Origin of the sequence: Achromobacter spanius (genome assembly GCF_029637605.1) — a bacterium.
GTDB lineage: Bacteria > Pseudomonadota > Gammaproteobacteria > Burkholderiales > Burkholderiaceae_B > Achromobacter > Achromobacter spanius_E.
This window is the reverse complement of sequence record NZ_CP121261.1, coordinates 3,152,556-3,169,435: the sequence shown is the minus strand read 5'-3', so window position 1 is coordinate 3,169,435 and position 16,880 is coordinate 3,152,556. Positions and strand designations below refer to the sequence as shown.

Annotated in this window: 16 protein-coding genes and 1 pseudogene; 6 read left to right on the top strand and 11 right to left on the bottom strand. The window is 64.0% G+C overall.

The features are described from left to right. The first annotated feature begins 73 nt into the window (after positions 1–73). Positions 74–706 carry an ankyrin repeat domain-containing protein gene (locus P8T11_RS14160; RefSeq protein WP_268082359.1) on the top strand — a complete coding sequence of 211 codons (633 nt, stop codon included), beginning with the start codon at positions 74–76 and terminating at the stop codon, positions 704–706. 55 nt (positions 707–761) lie between these two features. On the opposite strand, the gene P8T11_RS14155 is transcribed toward P8T11_RS14160, so the two are convergent. Then, the gene (locus P8T11_RS14155) at positions 762–1,871 is read right to left on the bottom strand and encodes a porin (protein ID WP_050445420.1); all 1,110 of its coding nucleotides are present in this window, start codon (positions 1,869–1,871) and stop codon (positions 762–764) included. 264 nt (positions 1,872–2,135) lie between these two features. Between P8T11_RS14155 and P8T11_RS14150 the strand changes: the two genes are divergently transcribed. The 3 genes from P8T11_RS14150 to P8T11_RS14140 all read left to right on the top strand — a co-directional run bounded on the left by P8T11_RS14150 (position 2,136) and on the right by P8T11_RS14140 (position 5,445). Continuing rightward, complete coding sequence (locus tag P8T11_RS14150) at positions 2,136–2,789, top strand: NUDIX hydrolase (protein ID WP_268081354.1); 654 nt, start codon at positions 2,136–2,138, stop codon at positions 2,787–2,789. Between the two features lie 96 nt (positions 2,790–2,885). Then, a complete protein-coding gene (prs, locus tag P8T11_RS14145) occupies positions 2,886–3,728 on the top strand; it encodes a ribose-phosphate diphosphokinase (protein WP_268081355.1) in 843 nt (280 codons plus the stop codon). Positions 3,729–3,750: 22 nt separating this feature from the next. Further along, positions 3,751–5,445 (top strand): nicotinate phosphoribosyltransferase, encoded by a 1,695-nt coding sequence (locus P8T11_RS14140; RefSeq protein WP_268081356.1) that lies wholly within the window; start codon positions 3,751–3,753, stop codon positions 5,443–5,445. Between the two features lie 125 nt (positions 5,446–5,570). Here P8T11_RS14140 and P8T11_RS14135 read toward each other — a convergent pair whose 3' ends face one another. The 5 genes and pseudogenes from P8T11_RS14135 to cyoA form a co-directional block, all read right to left on the bottom strand. Next, positions 5,571–6,356 carry an SURF1 family protein gene (locus P8T11_RS14135; protein WP_277550149.1) on the bottom strand — a complete coding sequence of 262 codons (786 nt, stop codon included), beginning with the start codon at positions 6,354–6,356 and terminating at the stop codon, positions 5,571–5,573. Continuing rightward, the gene (cyoD, locus tag P8T11_RS14130) at positions 6,356–6,763 is read right to left on the bottom strand and encodes a cytochrome o ubiquinol oxidase subunit IV (protein WP_268081357.1); all 408 of its coding nucleotides are present in this window, start codon (positions 6,761–6,763) and stop codon (positions 6,356–6,358) included. The genes P8T11_RS14135 and cyoD overlap by 1 nt, the downstream gene beginning before the upstream one ends. Next, a pseudogene (cyoC, locus tag P8T11_RS14125) lies at positions 6,760–7,399 on the bottom strand (cytochrome o ubiquinol oxidase subunit III). Before cyoC ends, cyoD begins: the two are co-directional and overlap by 4 nt. Further along, complete coding sequence (gene cyoB / locus P8T11_RS14120) at positions 7,392–9,395, bottom strand: cytochrome o ubiquinol oxidase subunit I (protein ID WP_268081359.1); 2,004 nt, start codon at positions 9,393–9,395, stop codon at positions 7,392–7,394. The pseudogene cyoC and the gene cyoB overlap by 8 nt, the downstream one beginning before the upstream one ends. A 76-nt stretch (positions 9,396–9,471) precedes the next feature. Beyond that, a complete protein-coding gene (cyoA, locus tag P8T11_RS14115; RefSeq protein WP_268081360.1) occupies positions 9,472–10,515 on the bottom strand; it encodes a ubiquinol oxidase subunit II in 1,044 nt (347 codons plus the stop codon). Positions 10,516–10,735: 220 nt separating this feature from the next. Between cyoA and P8T11_RS14110 the strand changes: the two genes are divergently transcribed. Next, positions 10,736–12,070 carry an MFS transporter gene (locus tag P8T11_RS14110; protein WP_268081361.1) on the top strand — a complete coding sequence of 445 codons (1,335 nt, stop codon included), beginning with the start codon at positions 10,736–10,738 and terminating at the stop codon, positions 12,068–12,070. Between the two features lie 45 nt (positions 12,071–12,115). Here P8T11_RS14110 and P8T11_RS14105 read toward each other — a convergent pair whose 3' ends face one another. Beyond that, complete coding sequence (locus tag P8T11_RS14105; protein WP_277550154.1) at positions 12,116–13,159, bottom strand: histone deacetylase family protein; 1,044 nt, start codon at positions 13,157–13,159, stop codon at positions 12,116–12,118. An 81-nt stretch (positions 13,160–13,240) separates the two neighbouring features. Beyond that, entirely contained in the window at positions 13,241–14,173 is a 933-nt protein-coding gene (locus P8T11_RS14100; protein ID WP_268081362.1) for an XAC2610-related protein, read from the bottom strand. Between the two features lie 153 nt (positions 14,174–14,326). Here P8T11_RS14100 and P8T11_RS14095 point away from each other — a divergent pair, with 153 nt between their 5' ends. Then, positions 14,327–14,728 carry a hypothetical protein gene (locus P8T11_RS14095; RefSeq protein ID WP_268081363.1) on the top strand — a complete coding sequence of 134 codons (402 nt, stop codon included), beginning with the start codon at positions 14,327–14,329 and terminating at the stop codon, positions 14,726–14,728. On the opposite strand, the gene P8T11_RS14090 is transcribed toward P8T11_RS14095, so the two are convergent. The 3 genes from P8T11_RS14090 to P8T11_RS14080 form a co-directional block, all read right to left on the bottom strand. Next, positions 14,729–15,346, bottom strand: a complete 618-nt coding sequence (locus P8T11_RS14090) for a hypothetical protein (protein ID WP_268081364.1) — start codon at positions 15,344–15,346, stop codon at positions 14,729–14,731. A 90-nt stretch (positions 15,347–15,436) separates the two neighbouring features. Then, on the bottom strand, positions 15,437–15,838 hold the full coding sequence (locus P8T11_RS14085) for a hypothetical protein (protein ID WP_268081365.1): 402 nt from the start codon (positions 15,836–15,838) through the stop codon (positions 15,437–15,439). An 81-nt stretch (positions 15,839–15,919) separates the two neighbouring features. Next, positions 15,920–16,813 (bottom strand): LysR family transcriptional regulator, encoded by an 894-nt coding sequence (locus P8T11_RS14080; RefSeq protein WP_050450103.1) that lies wholly within the window; start codon positions 16,811–16,813, stop codon positions 15,920–15,922. Between the last annotated feature and the right edge of the window lie 67 nt (positions 16,814–16,880).

Below are 16,880 nucleotides of genomic sequence, written 5' to 3'. Positions count from 1 at the left end.
ATCAGGCCTCGATTCAAACGGGAGGATACGGGCAATGGCAACCCTCAGACACTGGCGGGTGGTTTTTGTTTTGATGCTGGGCGCCCTGGGCTCACAAGCCGGCGCCGCCGTAAACCCGGCCGCGCAGTTGCGGGAAGCCGCCGCGCAAGGCGACGCCACGCGCGTGCGCGAATTATTGGCGCAGGGCGTGCCGCTGGATGGGCGCGATGGGGAGGGCAACACGGCCCTGTTGCGCGCGACGCAAGCCAACCAGGTGGAAACGGCGCGCGTGCTGATCGAGGCGGGCGCGGACGTGAACGCGCAGAACCGCCTGCAGGACAGCGCCTACCTGCTGGCCGGCGCCCAGGGGTATCGCGAGATTCTTGAATTGACCTTGCGCCATGGCGCTGATCTGCGCAGCACCAACCGGTATGGCGGCACGGCGCTGATTCCGGCCTGCGAGCGCGGGCATGTGGATGTGGTACGGACGCTGCTGCAAGCGGGCGTCGACCCGAATCATGTGAACCGGCTGGGGTGGACGGGGCTGCTCGAGGCCATCATTCTGAGCGACGGCGGCCCGCGGCATCAGGCGATTGTGGCGTTGCTGATCGCGGCCGGCGCCGATGTGAATCTGGCCAATCGCGAAGGCCGTAGCCCCTTGCAGCACGCCCGGCAGCGCGGCCAGGCAGAAATTGTGCAACTGCTGGAACGCGCGCAGGCGCGCTGAGCGCAAGCGGGGCCCGCCGTACAGGCTTGCACGGCGCGCCCCGTTGCCAAGCCGCTTAGAATTGGTGGCGGATGCCCACGCCCGCGGCGGTGCTCTTCAAGCCGTCGATGAACGCGTAGTCCGTACCGTACGAACCGTAGGCGTACAGGTTGGTGCGCTTGGACAGGTCGTAGGTGTAGCCCACGCTGTAGACGTTCATGTTGGCGTCGCCGCCCGTCAGTTTGTCATTGGACGGGGCCACGTGCTGCCACGAGGCGAACAGGCTGCCGGCCGCGCCGGTGGGCAGGGTCGCGCCCAGCATGTAGGCGTTGGCCTTGAAACCGTTCACGAAGCGGTTGGTGCCGAATTCGTCGCTGAAGGGCGTGCCGGCCGGCAGGTCCTGGCCAACAAACCAGCCGTCGGTGGTGCGGCCGTAAGCGGCGGCAAGTTTCACCACTTCCAGGTCGTAGGACACGCCCAGCGCGTATTGGCGCGGCGTGGCGTCGTTGTCGATCGTGGTGCTGCGGTTGGAACCGTTCAGTTGGTCGTAGGTCAGCGCAACGTTCAGCGGGCCTTGCACGTAGCGCAGGCCGGCGGTGATGCCGCGCGTGTTGTCGGCGGTGCGAAAGCCCGTTTGGTCGGCGGTCGTGTCGTCGGCGTTGAACGAGTACCCGATCCCGAATTCAAAGCCATTCACCGACGGCGTGCGGTACATGACCATGTTGTCCCAGCGCATGGTGTTGGCCGCGCTGAACCCCAGGCCCAGGTTCGACTGGGTGTAGCTGGTGTAGAAGGGGTCGATGTCGGCCAGGTAGTTCGAGCCGATGGTGGCCTGGCGACCGAAATCGATCGAACCCCAGGCGTCGTTGGCCAAACCGATGGTGGCTTGGCGGCCGAACAGGCGGCCCGATTGGCCGCGTTGGCCGTTGGCGGAGTCAAACCCGCTTTCCAGCTTGAAGACGGCGCGCAGGCCATCGCCCAGATCGTCGGATCCGCGCAGGCCCCAGCGGGAGCCGGCCTGGATGCCGTTGATCATGCCGAGCTTGCTACCGCTGTAGCCGTCGCCTTTGATTTTGTTGTAGCCGATGCCGGTGTCGATGACACCATAGAGGGTGACTGACGGTTCTGCCTGCGCAATGCCTGTAAAAGCGGTCAGCATCGCGGCGGCGAGCAGCGTCTTTTTCATCCGGGGAACTCCTGTGGATCAAGGTTAAAAAACACAAAGGGAACAGCACGCCGGGCATGGAGCCAGGCGGTGTTCCCGGCCGGAAGTGTAGAACATTTGCGCCATCTGCCTGGTATCGGGCGGGATTTTCCGGCTATTTCGCCTAAGAAATGGGGATGGAATATCTCGAAATCGTCCCAACGCAACATGGTGGTCGCTCTCACGATTGACCGCGCCTCCTGATAGTGGCATCTTGCCCCGAAGCTTCATTCATGGAACCCGCCCGTGGACTATCCACTGCCTCTCGTCACCGTCGACGCCGTCCTGCTCACCTTGCGGGCAGGCGTCCTGGAAATTGCCCTGCACCAGCGCGACCGCGATCCCTTCAAGAACGCCACGGCCTTGCCGGGCGGTGTGGTGCATGTGGACGAAGACGGCGACACCGAAGCCAGCATCCGCCGTGTCCTGCGGGAAAAGACTGGCTTTGAACCGCGCTACCTGGAACAGTTGCAGGTGTTCTCCGGCAAAGACCGCGACCCGCGACAATGGTCGCTGTCGGTCTCATACGTGGCGCTGGTGCCGGCAGCGGAATTGGAAGCCGCCACGCAAGCCGACTTCCGTTTCGTCAGTGTGGACGCACTGCCGCCGCTGGCGTTTGACCACGCCGAGATCATCGCCGCCGCGGTCGCCCGTCTGCGTGGCAAGTCCAGCTATTCCACCTTGCCGTTTTTCCTGCTGCCCGAACGCTTCACGCTGACGGAGCTTCAACACACCTACGAAGCGATCTTGCAGACACGGCTGGAAAAGTCGAACTTCCGTCGCAAGATGGAAGCATGGGGCGTGTTGGAAGCCACCGGCGAACATGTCGGGGGCGCGCAGCGGCCCGCGCAGTTGTATCGCCTGAAGGGCTTCACCTTGTTCGACCGTAGCGTCGGATAGCACCGGGCGACGTCCATTCACTACTTAGTTGCAAACAAACAATAAGTAGTTTTATACTTACCTAACTTAGTTTTGAAATGCCACTAAGGGCTGATCATGTTCACCATCACTGCGGTAGTAGAAGGACAACGCATCACCGGCACGCCGGCCGCGTTTGTATTTCCCGGCGGCGAAAGCCAGGTCACGGTGCCGGCCAGCCTGCGGGCCCAGGCCGATGCGGCCAGCGCGTTCCGCATCCACGCGCTACTTAAGTCGGCCAACGACGTCATGCAATTGCTGATGCTGACCGACGCCTTGCGCCGCCTGAACCCGGCGGTGCCGGTGCACCTGGACATGCCCTACGTGCCGTACGCGCGCCAGGACCGCGTCTGCAATCCCGGCGAAGCCTTGGGCGCCGCCGTGTTCTGCAAGCTGATCAACGATCAGCAATACGCCACCGTGACCGTGGTGGAACCGCACAGCGACGTGACGCCCGCGTTGTTGCAGCGCTTGCGCGTGGTGGACGCCGCGGCATTCCTGAAAAACGCGCTGGCCGCGCCCGCCTTTGCCCAGGGCGTTACGCTGATGGCCCCGGACGCAGGCGCCCGCAAGCGCGTGCAGGCCTTGGCCAAGGCGCTGGGCGTGGCGGACGTTCGCTATGCCGAAAAGGTGCGCGACACGCGGACCGGCCGCATCACTGAAACGCGCGTGCCTGACGATATTCCCGATCAGCCCGTGCTGGTGGTGGACGACATCTGCGACGGCGGCCGCACGTTCCTGGAACTGGCCGCCGCTCTGGGCGACAAGACCCGTCAACCGCTGTACCTGTATGTCACGCACGGCATCTTCAGCAAGGGCTTGGTCGAACTGAATGCCCGCTACGCCGGCATCTTCACCGCTTATGACTGGACGGATGCCGAAGGCGCGGACGCGCCGGTGCTCGTCAACATTGAAAACTGAACGCCAAGAAGGAACCCGCACCATGAATGCCCCCGAACCCCTCACCGTCAAGAATGGCATCAACCCCTTCCTGCAAGCGGACTTCTACAAGACGGGCCACCCGTTCCAGTACCCCAAGGGCACCAACAAGATCCTGGCCAACTTCACGCCGCGTTCGGCGCGTTTGGCCCCGGTGCTGCCTGAGCTGTACGACGACAAGATCGTCTGGTTCGGCCTGCAAGGCTTCATCAAGGAAATCCTGATTGACCTGTTCAATCGCGAATTCTTCGGCAAGCCGGCAGGCGCCGCCGTGCGGCAGTATCAGCGCCGTGTGGATAACGCGTTGGGCAAGGGCGCGGTCACCGTGGACCACTTGCAGGCCTTGTACGAACTGGGCTATCTGCCGCTGGAAATCCGGTCCGTGCCGGAAGGCGCGCGTATCGATATCCGCGTGCCGCCGGTCACCTTCATCAACACGCACCCCGACTTTGCGTGGCTGGTGACGTATATCGAAACCCTGTTCAGCTGCGAATCGTGGAAGCCGTCCACGGTGGCCACCATCGCCTTTGAATACCGCAAGTTGTTGACGTACTTCGCGCGCCTGACCGGCAGCCCGATGGACTTCGTGAACTGGCAGGGCCACGACTTTTCCATGCGCGGCATGTCGGGCCTGTACGACGCCCGCAAGAGCGGCGCGGGCCACTTGCTGTCATTCACCGGCACCGACACGATTCCCGCCATCGACTATCTGGAAGACATCTACGGCGCCGACTCCGACCGCGAACTGGTCGGCGGCTCGGTGCCGGCCACCGAGCACTCCGTGATGTGCCTGGGCAGCAAGGAAGGCGAGATCGAGACCATCCGCCGACTGGTCACGCAGGTGTACCCGGCGGGCATCGTGTCGGTGGTGTCGGACACCTGGGACTTCTGGCAGGTGGTGACGGATTTTGCCGCTGCGCTCAAGCCCGAAATCCTGTCGCGCCAGCCTGACGCCTTCGGCAACGCCAAGGTGGTGTTCCGCCCCGATTCCGGCGACCCCGTGAAGATCCTGACGGGCTACTTCTGCACCGATGTACCCAGCGTGGACGACGGTGACGCCTTGGCCGCCGCCCGCCGCGACGGCGCCGAGGCCGTGCGCGATGCCGGCACCGGCCAGTATTGGCTGCTGGACGACAAGGCCCACGCCACGCAAACGCTGCGCGAGGCCGAGGTAAAGGGCGCGGTGCAGTGTCTGTGGGACCTCTTCGGCGGGGTCGTGACGGAACGCGGCTACAAGCTGCTGGACTCGCACGTGGGCCTGATCTACGGCGACTCCATCACCTTGGCGCGTGGCCGCGACATTCTGGTCCGGCTTGAAAGAAAGGGCTTTGCATCGGGCAACGTGGTGCTGGGCATTGGCTCCTACACCTATCAGTACCTGACGCGCGACAGCTTTGGCTGGGCGTTGAAGGCGACGTATGCCGAAGTCAATGGCGAGCCCGAAGAACTGGTGAAGGACCCGGTGACGGATTCCGGCGTGAAGCGTTCAGCCAAGGGCTTGCTGCGGGTGGAAGAAACCGCCACGGGTTATGTGCTGCACGATCAGCAAACGCCCGAGCAAGCGGCGGGCGGCGCGCTGGTGCCGGTGTTTCGCGACGGCCAGCTGCTGGTTGAGCAGAACCTGGCGCAGATCCGCGAGCGGCTGCAAGGTTCGTGGGTGTGCCCCGAACCGGGCAGCATTGCCTGGCCGCAGCGTTGAACCGTTGCGCTAAACCCATGCGCTAAACCCCTGCACCACCCATGAAAAAGCCGCGCCGCCCAAGAAGGGCGGCGCGGCTTTAAGGTCAACCCGAAATGCGGAACTGAGGCGCAGCTATCTCTCTCTCAGCCCTTGCCGCGCCCGCGCTTTTCTTCGCGCACGAAGATCACCACGCCAACAATGATCATCAGCGCCAGGGCATACCAGGTAATGGCATAGACCAGGTGATTGTTCGGGAAGGTCAATACGGTCAGACCGCCTACGGGCGCCTGGGCCGGGTCGCGGCTGGGGCTGGACGCGGCGTCGGCATCGATGAAGTAGGGCGCTACGTCCGTCAGGCCGCGCGCCGTGGCGATGCCCGGCAAGTCACGCGAATACCAGAGGTTGGCGGCCGGATCGTTGTTGCGCAGGAAACCGCTGCCCGGCTCGCCCATGCGCAGCAGCCCGGTGACGCGGGCCTCGGCGGCGGGCGGCGGGGGGGAAGCCGCCTGATTCTTGCGCCACTGCGGCAGCACGAAACCCCGGTTGACCAGCACCGTGCCGCCGCCATTGGCCAGTTGCAAGGGGGTCATGACCCAATAGCCGCTGCCCAGTTCGGTGGCCGCCTGCACCAGCGTCTGGCGGTCGTACTGGTAGGTACCGGTTGCCGTCACGTGGCGGTATTCAGCGTTGCCGGCGGTCAGGCCACGCCAGTCCGGCTTGCCCGGCGCTGGTGCGGTGGGCGCGTGCGCGCGCTGCTGCACCTGCGAGATCAGCTCTTGCTTCCAGGCCAGGCGATGCACCTGCCAGGTGCCCAGGGCGCACAAACCCGCGAAGAGCACGGCAGCAACCACCCCCAGAATGACCAGGGTGGTTTTGCTGCGCGGTTTACGGGGGGAGTCGCTGCTTGTGGAGTCTTTTACTGCTGCCATCAGGGCATATTCCGCATGTCGTGTATGGACATGGGCATCATATTGGAGTTCAAGTGATACATGATCCAGATTGATCCGCTGAGCGTGATTACGACCAGCACCAGCGTGAATATTAACGCCAACATGTTCCAGCCGCTTTCGGACTTGGTGTCCATGTGCAGGAAGTACACCAGATGGACCACGATCTGCACCATGGCGAACGCCAGGATGATCAGGGCGGTTGTGCGGGAACTCTCGAACACGCGATCCATGACCAGCCAGAAGGGGATCGCGGTCAGGATGCCCGCCAGGATGAACCCCGTGACGTAGCTCTTCATGGTGCCGTGGCTGGCGCCGTCGTCGTCATGGTGGTCATGGCCGTTGCCATGGTGGCCGCGATCAGCCAGGTTATCCATGTGCGAGCTCATGGCAGTACTCCCATCAGATACACGAAGGTGAACACCCCCACCCAGATCAGGTCCAGGAAGTGCCAGAACAGCGACAGGCACATCAGGCGGCGGCGGTTCTCGGGGATCAGGCCGTGCAGGCGGACCTGGATCATCATCGTCACCAGCCAGACGATGCCGAAGGTGACGTGCAAGCCGTGCGTGCCAACCAACGTGAAGAATGCCGACAGGAAGGCGCTGCGCTGCGGCCCGCGCCCAGGTGGATCAGGTGCGCGAATTCATAGATTTCCAGCGACAGGAAGCCCAGGCCCAGGATGCCGGTGATGCCAGCCACAACTGCGTGGCGCCGATGCGGTTGCGCCGCATCTCCAGCATGGCGAAACCGTAGGTGATGGACGACAGCAGCAGCAGCGACGTGTTCACCGCCACCAGGGGCAGGTCGAACAGGTCGGCGCCGGACGGGCCCGCCGCGTAGCTGCGGCCCAGCACGCCATAGACGGCGAACAGGCAGGCAAAGATGAGGCAGTCGCTCATCAGGTAGACCCAAAAGCCCAGCAGGGTGCCGTTCTTGGGGTGGTGTTCGCCCGGGACGTAGAACACGGGCTCGGCGGGCGACGCGGCGCCGCCTTGCAGGGTGGGGGCCAAGGTATCAGACATGTTTCGCTAACAACCTCGTGCGGGCGCCCTCTTCGCGCACGACCTCGGCGGCCGGCACGTAGTAGTCGCGCTTGTAGTTGAAGGTATGAATGATGGACACCAGGATCAGCGCCACGAAAGACAGCACGGCCAGCGGCCACATGTGCCAGATCAGCGCAAAGCCCATCACCACGCTGATGGCCGCCAGCACGATGCCGGCCCAGGTGTTCTTCGGCATGTGGATGGGGATGAAGCCCTGTTGCGGCCGCTGGTAGCCGTGCTGCTTCATCTGCCACCAGGCGTCCAGGTCATGCACGCGCGGGGTGAAGGCAAAGTTGTAGTTGGGCGGGGGCGACGACGTGGACCATTCCAGCGTGCGGGCGTCCCAGGGGTCGCCCGTTTCGTCGCGCAGTTGGTCGCGGCGGCGGTAGCTGACCACCAACTGGATGATGAAGCTGGCGATGCCGCAGGCGATCAGCAGCGCGCCAAACGCCGCGACCTGGAACCAGATCTGCAACGACATGTCTTCAAAGTGGCTCACGCGGCGGGTCACGCCCATCAGGCCCAGCGCGTACAGCGGCATGAAGGCCACGTAAAAGCCCACCAGCCAGAACCAGAACGAGCACTTGCCCCAGAACGGGTCGAGCTTGTAGCCGAAGGCCTTGGGGAACCAGTACGTGATGCCGGCCATCAGCCCGAACAGCACGCCGCCGATGATGACGTTGTGAAAGTGCGCCACCAGGAACAGGCTGTTGTGCAGGACGAAGTCAGCGGGTGGCACCGCCAGTAGCACACCTGTCATACCGCCGATCACAAACGTGACCATGAAGCCCATCGTCCACAGCATGGGGACTTCAAACTGGATGCGGCCGCGGTACATGGTGAACAGCCAGTTGAAAATCTTGGCGCCGGTCGGGATCGAGATGATCATGGTGGTGATCCCGAAGAACGAGTTCACGCTGGCCCCCGACCCCATGGTGAAGAAGTGATGCAGCCAGACCAGGTATGACAGCACCGTAATCACCACGGTGGCGTACACCATGGACGCATAGCCGAACAGGCGCTTGCGGCAGAACGTGGCCACCACTTCCGAGAAGATGCCGAAGGCGGGCAGGATCAGGATGTAGACCTCGGGGTGGCCCCAGATCCAGATCAGGTTCACGTACATCATGGCGTTGCCGCCGAAGTCCGCCGTGAAGAAGTTGGTGCCCACATAGCGGTCCATGGACAGCAGCGCCAGCACCGCGGTCAACACCGGGAAGGCCGCCACGATCAGCACGTTGGTGCACAGCGCCGTCCAGGTGAAGATGGGCATGCGCATCATCTTCATGCCGGGTGCGCGCATTTTCACGATGGTGACCAGCAGGTTGACGCCGGATAGCAGGGTTCCCACCCCGGCAATCTGCAAGGCCCATATGTAGTAGTCGACCCCGACGTCGGGGCTGTGCAATATGCCTGACAGCGGTGGATACGCCAGCCAGCCCGTGCGCGCGAATTCGCCCACGAACAGCGACATCATCACCAGGATCACGCCGCCGGTCGTCATCCAGAAACTGAAGTTGTTCAGGAAGGGAAAGGCCACGTCGCGCGCGCCGATCTGCAGCGGCACGATGTAGTTCATCAAGCCCGTGACCAGCGGCATGGCCACGAAGAAGATCATGATCACGCCATGCGCGGTGAAGATCTGGTCGTAGTGGTGCGGGGGCAGATAGCCGGTGGAATCGCCAAAGGCCACGGCCTGCTGCATGCGCATCATGATGGCGTCGGCGAAACCGCGCAGCAGCATCACGATGCCCAGAATCACATACATGATCCCGATTTTCTTGTGGTCGATGCTGGTGAACCATTCATGCCACAGGTAGCCCCACTTCTTGTAGTAAGTGATGGAACCCAGCAGCACGATGCCGACCACCGCCACCACGAAAAACGTGGCAAGCAGAATGGGGTCGTGAAAGGGGATGGCGTCCCAGGTCAATCGACCGAAGATCAGCTTGGTGAGGTCTGGTTGATCAGGCATCTTGATTCCAGCGTAAAGACCACGATTTCATGAAACCCCTGCGTCATCCGATTCGGATCGCGGCAGACGCGCGGCGCTACAACACCAGCCCTTGGGACGACGTGCACATGGAACCCACGTATTTGCGCGGCGGCGTGCCGCTCAGGCCCAGACGCTCGCGCGTTTCCGCATCCAGGGAGGTGATGTTGAGCGCGCCCGGAATGCCCAGCCCGCCTTGCGAGTCGATGGCCATGGCGTCTTTCATGCACATGCGGTTGCCTTCCACGCAGCGGTTGACGATGGCGTCGAACAGGCCTGGCGCCACCGAGGCGTAGCGTTGTACGGGGTTGCGTTCGCTGGGTTGCTCAAGCTTCAGATAGGCGCCGCGGCTGAGCGTGGTGCTGGAGGCACGAGCGTCGGCTACCCATTTGTCAAAGCCTTGCTGGTCCAGGCCGTGGAACTTGAAGCGCATGGCCGAGAAGCCGGGGCCGCTGAAATTGGCGGACAGGCCTTCGTATTCGCCGGGGTGGTTGATGACGGCGTGCAAGGTGGTCTGCATGCCGGGCATGGCGTAGATCTGCCCGGCCAGCGCAGGGACAAAGAACGAGTTCATCACCGACGACGACGTGATCTTGAACTGGATGGGGCGGTCGACCGGCGCGGCCATTTCGTTGACGGCGGCCACGCCTTGTTCGGGATACAGGAACAGCCATTTCCAGTCCAACGCCACCACCTCGACCACCAGCGGCTTGGTGCCGGCGGGCACCTCGCGGCCTTCGGACAGGCGGGCCAGCGGTCGGTAGGGGTCAAGCTGGTGGGTGCTGACCCAGGTCAGCGCGCCCAGCGCAATGATGATCAAGAGCGGCGCGGCCCAGATCAGCAGCTCCAGCATGGTGGAGTGGTTCCATTCCGGGTCGTAGTGCGCATCCTTGTTGCTGGCCCGATAGCGCCACGCAAAAAGAAATGTCAAGAAGATGACCGGCACGATGATCAGCAGCATCAAGCCGGTTGAGATGATGATCAGATTGCGTTGCTGCACTGCTATGTCGCCTGATGGCGAGAGCAGCACCGCGTTGCATCCAGCAAGCAATGGCAGGGCGGCAATCAAGATCAATCCGCGGAGCCTTGGGAGGGACGACATGGCCATACCCCGAAACGTAACCGTGGGAAGTAAACGCAACACTACGCTGGAAGCCGCGAAAAATCTAGGGTAAAAGAACAAAAGTGTGCACGGCATTGTGCGCGCGGCAGGGCGCTATCCCTGTGTGGATGCGGCTTGGCGCGTGGTGGCTTCGTCGCGCGCCGGCAGGTTGCAAGATCGTAGACAAGGCAGTTTCGAACTTCCAACAGCGAGCAAATCCATGTCGACCTCCACGCAGTATCCCGGTCATGCCCCTTCCGTTCCCGGCCCGGGGCCCACGTCCGGCGGGGCGAGCCATGCCAAGGTGGCTCCAGGCGAAATCGCCGTCGGCGTGGTCGTGGGGCGCGCCTCCGAATACTTCGACTTCTTCGTATTCGGCATCGCTTGCGTGCTGGTCTTTCCCAAAGTCTTCTTCCCCTTTGAAGCGCCGCTGGAAGGCACGCTTTGGGCGTTTGTCATCTTCTCGTTCGCATTCATCATGCGGCCCATCGGCACCGCGCTGTCGATGGCGATCCAGCGGCGTTGGGGCCGCGCCACAAAACTGACGGTAGCCTTGTTCGTGCTGGGCACCGCCACCGTGGGCATGGCGTTCTTGCCCAGCTACGAAACCATCGGCGCGCACGCCATTACATTGCTGGCGGTATTTCGTTGCTTGCAAGGCTTGGCGTTCGGTGGCTCTTGGGACGGCCTGCCGTCCTTGCTGGCGCTGAATGCGCCGCCGCATCGGCGCGGCTGGTATTCGATGATGGGGCAGTTGGGCGCACCGGTGGGTTTCCTGGTGGCCAGCGCGCTGTTCCTGTATTTGCACGTGACGCTGACGCAGGCGGATTTCCTGGAATGGGGCTGGCGCTATCCGTTCTTCGTGGCCTTCGCCATCAACGTGGTGGCGCTGTTCGCGCGCTTGCGCTTGGTGGTCACCGAGGAATACACGCAACTGCTCGAAGAGGGCGAACTTGAACCCATCAGCATTGCCGAGATGGTGCGTTCGCAAGGCTACAACCTGGTCATCGGCGCGTTCGCCGCCTTGGCAAGCTACGCGCTGTTCCACCTGGTCACGGTGTTTCCGCTGTCCTGGATTGCAATCAGCGCCACGCAGCAGATCACCGACGTGCTGATCGTGCAGATCTTCGGCGCCATCCTGGGCATTTTGGGCACGGTGGCTTCGGGCTGGCTGGCCGATCGCATCGGCCGGCGCACCACCTTGGGCATGCTGGCGGTGGCGATCGCCATCTTTGCGCTGTTCACGCCGTGGTTGTTGGGCGGCGGACCGGTTGCCCAGGACGCCTTCATCCTGGTGGGCTTTGTGTTGCTGGGCCTGTCGTATGGGCAGGCGTCCGGCACCGTCACCGCGAACTTCACGCGCCGCTTCCGTTATACCGGTGCCGCGCTGACCTCCGACATGGCCTGGCTGATCGGCGCGGCGTTCGCGCCGGTGGTGGCGCTGGGGCTGTCGGCCCGGTTCGGGCTGGTGGCGGTCAGCATCTATCTGCTGTCGGGCGCCGCGTGCACCTTGCTGGCGCTGCGCATCAACAAGGTGCTGGAAACGCGGGATTAAGCGAGAGAAAGCAAGCGTGGAATCAAATCCGGGCGCGGGGGCGGCTCAGCCGCCCGCGCCCTCCAGCACGTTGGCTACATTGATTCCCACATCCGCCACGGCGTAGCCGCCTTCCATCGTGAACACGGTGGGCAGGCCCAGGCCGGCCAGCATGCGGCCCACTTCAAGGTAGTCCGCGCTTTTCAGCTTGAACTTCGAGATGGGATCGCCTTCGTAGGTGTCCACGCCCAGCGCCACCACCACGGCGTCGGCCTTGAATGCCTGAATGGCCGCCAGACCTTGTTGCAGTGCCTGCGTCCAGGTGGCGAAGTCGGTGCCGGCCGCAAGCGGCAGGTTCAGGTTGGCGCCGAAGCCCGCGCCTTCGCCTGCTTCGTCGGCATAGCCTAGAAAGAAGGGGTATTCCGTGGTGGGATCACCGTGTATCGATACGGTCAGCACGTCGCTACGTTCATAGAAAATGCTCTGCGTGCCATTGCCGTGGTGGTAGTCCACGTCAAGTATCGCCACGCGCGCCGCGCCCGCCTCGCGCAGGGCTTGCGCGGCCAGCGCCGCGTTGTTCAAGAAACAATAGCCGCCGAAAAAATCGGCGCCCGCATGGTGGCCGGGCGGGCGGGTCAAGGCCATGGCGGCGCGCGGGCCGCCCGGCGCCATCACGGCGCGTGCCGCGTCGATGGCGCAGGCGGCGCCGGCGGTGGCCGCTTCCCAGGTGCCGGCCGTCAACGGGCAGCCGCTGTCAAACGAGAACAGTCCGACGCGCGCGGCGAAGTTGGTGGGTTCAATATCGTGGCGAAAGCCGCGCACCGGCCAGACGGACGGCAGGATGTCCAGGTCTGCATTGGCCGGGTCCAGCGCCACCCAGTCTTGCCAGGCGCTGGCCAGAAAGTCCACGTAGCGCGGCGTGTGCACGCGCTTGATCAGGTCCATGTCGGGCGCAGACGGCGCGCGCAGTTCGCCGATGCCGCGCTGGCGCAGTGCATCCAGCACGTATTCCAGGCGCGCCGGGGTTTCGTGGCAGGGCACGAGTTTGCCGCGAAACATTTCCTGGCGGCCAGCGTGTTTGTCATGGACGGGGTTGTGGAAGATCAGCACGGGGAAGGTCCTGGATGGGGGCGGGTGATGGGGGCGGGTGATGGGGTGACGGACGACCGATAAGGATTGACGGACGTCAGCTTACGGGATGACGGACGTCACTATAGCGACCGTCACCCGTACCGGGCTATGGCGGGCAACTCGCGAAAGGCGGAATGGAGATCGCGTTGCACTGACGGCGTCACCCGGCGATGCGTGTTCGCGCAGATCGCCATAGCGAACCCACTTCAGTACGACGCCCGCTGTCTTGCTGGCGTAGCGCACTTGCAGCCAGTCGGGCGGGCGCAGGCCCACGACGTCCAGGTGTTCGCCTTTGGTGGCGGTCATCGTGGGCCTGGCATTGATGTCCGGTGTGTCCATCAGGTCCAGTTTTTCGACCGGGACGGTGCCGCCTTCCAGCAGCGGTCCTTCGTCTTCGATGTCGATGTCGATGCGGTCAATCGACCCGTCTTCGCGAAAGCGGTAGGTCAATTCGGCGGCTTCGCTCTCCAGGCCGAACAGCGCCTGGGTGCCCCACGATGTGGCACGCACCGTGCCGTCGGGTCGCAGCACGTAGTCTTCGAAACCGTGGCTGGCGGCGCCATAGCGGCACGCCACGTGGATCACGGCCTGTTTTTCGTCGATGACCGGGTTGACGAAGCCTCGGCACGGGCTGGATGGATCAGGGTGCACGATTTCCTGGAAAGCCCCACTGTCGGGCCGGTACAGGAAGAGCCGGGCGAAAAGCTGCGTGCTGCCGCCGCTTTGTCCCAGTATCAAATCGCGGTAGCCGTCGTGATTGATGTCCACGGCTTGGATCTGGTCGACCGTGTCGGCGTCGAAGCTGCCCAGGGGCTGCTTGGGGCCATCGCCCACGCGCACGGTGGCTTGCTGCGTATCGCCGCCGCTGATCGTGACCACGCCCGGTAGGCCCGCCTTGATGGAAAACGGAACGTTGCGCGGGGCGGTGTGCGCTTGAGCCTGCGCCTGCGCGGCCAACGCCGCCAGTGCGGTCGCCAGAAAAATCCGTTTCACGCGCCTCTCCCCAGCCTCGAACAAGGGGGGGAATATACCGCAGCGCCGTGCGGGAAAACGAGCAGGGCACGGCGGCGGGCAGCTTGGCATCTTGAGTAGAATTGACGGTCTGGTGTTGTCCAGGCCTTGTGCGTCCACGCGCGTTTTTTCGCCATGAACTTTCCCTTTCCCATCCGCCAAGAATGTCCACCGGGCGCCTGTGTGTGCGACCGCGACACCCTGTTGGCGGATCCTGCCGCGGATATCCGCATCCTGCGGCTGACCAAGGAAGAAGAAAAGCGGCTGATTGCGCGGCTGGAAAACATCAGCAGCCTGGACGACTTGCGCGCCATGCAGGGCCGCATCCAGGCGCAGTTGGGCATCGTTATCGTGATTACGCCCAGCGACAACGAAGTGCGTACCTCGCGCGGCATTGCGATTCAGCTGGAAGACGCGCCGGGCCTGTGCCGCAAGACGCGCACGGCGTTGCCCGCCGCCATCCGCCGGGGTTTCGAGAACAAGCCCGAAATCGTCTATGCGCTCTTGAACGAGCGCGACCTGCTTGCCGGCACCTGATCAGTCGTTGCCGCACGCTGCCAGCGGCGTCACCGCCGTCGGCGTGCGGCCGGCTTCGGGCCGTGTGGCGGGCTGTTTGCCGCTGCGCACCGGGTAGCTCAGGATGACGGCGCTGCCGGCCTCCAGCCGGGCGGCATTGGGCGAACCATACGCCACCGTCCACCCGCGCACGGCCAGCGGCGCCAGCGTGTATTGCAGCGCGGAGCCGGGCGACACGTGCGCCACCTTGCCCGCGTAAAGCTCTTGTTGGGGCGTTTGCTTTCCATCGGCCAGGGTATAGGTGACGATGCGGTCCAAGGCGGCGGATTCGCCGCGCCGCGCCAGGATGGCCGTCTTGTATTTGCCGGAAGGAATATCCGACAGGCTGACGTTGACCGGGTCGGTCGCCTGGCCGGCGGCGTTCAAGTGCACACCGGTGATGTCGACGCGCGCCAGCGGCGCGGCCCCCGTATTGTGCACACGCACGCTGTACTGCCCTGACGTGCCGGCGACGGTGCAGACATCCACGCTGGTGTTGCTGGGTGATGCGGGCGTGGCTGCCATGGCGCCCAGGGGCAACAGGCAGGCCACGACCAACAAGGCAGCAGAGGTCGGGGCGGGAACAGTTCGGGTGGGCAAGGCACGCTCCTGTGTCAGGGCAGCGCACCGGGCGGCGCGTTGCCTGCCGGTATTACACCACTTGGTTACCCCACGTGGTCACTTGCTGCGTCAGACCACCTGGCGGCCCGGCACCGCGTTGGCCCGCTCGCGCTTGCCAGCCAGCCAGTGCAGGACCATCGCCAGCGCCAGCAGGCCGACCATGATGAAGCCCCAGAAGATCCAGCCAAGCACCGCGATCAACGTGCCCAGGCTGCCCGCCACCGGCAAGATCTGGTTCAGGCCCTGTGCGGCCCACACCAGGCCGCCTTGCAGCGACGCCAGCCAGGCCGGGTCCACCCAGCCCGCGGCCCAGGCGGGCGCGACCCATTGGGACGTGTCCAGCGCGGTGCCCGGCACCTGCGCGGTGGAGATGGTTGCCAGCACCCAGTCGGTCAATTGCAGGGTCAGCGCCACCAGCCCCGTCCAGAGCGCGGCAAGCGCGGCGAAGGTGAGCCAGATGATTTTCTTCATTGCAGTGGTACTCCGATTCAAAAGAGGGTCCACGATAAAGCGGATTCTATTTCTAAAAAACCAGAGTGCGTGTGACAAACATTAAGAAAAAACCGAAGTCTTGGCGTGTGCCAGCACGGCCTGGACCAAGGGATGGTGCTGGCCACGGCGGTTACGGATGGCGTGGATTTCCTCATGCACGCCGTCGCAGCGGGCCAGCGGGCGCAGGCCTCGCAGCAGGCCGATATCGTCGCCACCCAGCCGGCTGAGCGGGAATACGCCCAGCCCACGCGCGGCAAACACCGACATAAGGGCGCTGTCTTCGAACTCGCCCACCACATTGGGCAGCACGCCCTGTTCGCCGAACCAGCGGTCCAGCGTCTGGCGCAACACGGAATGGCCGGTGGGCAGCAACACGGGCAGCCGCTCCAGGCAGCGCGGGAAATCCTGCGTGTCGGCCTTGCGCACCAGCCGCGCCGGGCCGTACCAGTCCACCGCCGACGACACCAGGCGGTCGCTGGTCAGGCGCAGGTTGGGGTTGGCGGGCGCGCCCTGGCCGGCCAGCACCAGGTCCAGATGGTGTTGCGCCAGTTCGCCCAGCAGCTCTTCCACTTCGCCTTCATGGCAGGTCAGGCGCAGGTCGGGCGTGTCCAGCACGGGGCCCAGCAAGGCGTGCGCCGCCAGCTTCGAGATGCCGTCGGACAGGCCCACGGACAAGCGGATGACGGGCTTGGTGGCCGCCGCGCGAACTTCCTGCGGCAGCACATGGCCAATCTGGAAGATCTCTTCGGCGCGCGCGAAAGCGGCCTTGCCGGCGTCGGTCAGCGCCACGCCGCGCCCGGCGGGTTTGAGCAACTGGTGGCCCAGGTTTTTTTCCAGGTCGCGCACTTGGGCGCTGATGGTCTGGATGGCCATGTCCAGCCGTTCGGCCGCCCGGGAAAAGCCGCCTTCCTTGGCAACCATCCAGAAGTAATACAGGTGTCGGTAGTTCAGCATGATTGTCTTTACTTCGGTTTTTTCGAACCTTAACTCACTTTCAGGCTGATTTCTCGGTTGGCATCAA

Bases quoted from the DNA above. Each gene is read 5' to 3' on its own strand.
- P8T11_RS14095 (WP_268081363.1), top strand. From the start codon at position 14,327: ATGAACTTTCCCTTTCCCATCCGCCAAGAATGTCCACCGGGCGCCTGT.
- cyoB (WP_268081359.1), bottom strand. From the start codon at position 9,395: ATGCCTGATCAACCAGACCTCACCAAGCTGATCTTCGGTCGATTGACC.
- P8T11_RS14110 (WP_268081361.1), top strand. From the start codon at position 10,736: ATGTCGACCTCCACGCAGTATCCCGGTCATGCCCCTTCCGTTCCCGGC.
- prs (WP_268081355.1), top strand. From the start codon at position 2,886: ATGTTCACCATCACTGCGGTAGTAGAAGGACAACGCATCACCGGCACG.
- cyoD (WP_268081357.1), bottom strand. From the start codon at position 6,763: ATGAGCTCGCACATGGATAACCTGGCTGATCGCGGCCACCATGGCAAC.
- P8T11_RS14135 (WP_277550149.1), bottom strand. From the start codon at position 6,356: ATGGCAGCAGTAAAAGACTCCACAAGCAGCGACTCCCCCCGTAAACCG.
- cyoA (WP_268081360.1), bottom strand. From the start codon at position 10,515: ATGTCGTCCCTCCCAAGGCTCCGCGGATTGATCTTGATTGCCGCCCTG.
- P8T11_RS14140 (WP_268081356.1), top strand. From the start codon at position 3,751: ATGAATGCCCCCGAACCCCTCACCGTCAAGAATGGCATCAACCCCTTC.
- P8T11_RS14085 (WP_268081365.1), bottom strand. From the start codon at position 15,838: ATGAAGAAAATCATCTGGCTCACCTTCGCCGCGCTTGCCGCGCTCTGG.
- P8T11_RS14160 (WP_268082359.1), top strand. From the start codon at position 74: ATGCTGGGCGCCCTGGGCTCACAAGCCGGCGCCGCCGTAAACCCGGCC.
- P8T11_RS14080 (WP_050450103.1), bottom strand. From the start codon at position 16,813: ATGCTGAACTACCGACACCTGTATTACTTCTGGATGGTTGCCAAGGAA.
- P8T11_RS14155 (WP_050445420.1), bottom strand. From the start codon at position 1,871: ATGAAAAAGACGCTGCTCGCCGCCGCGATGCTGACCGCTTTTACAGGC.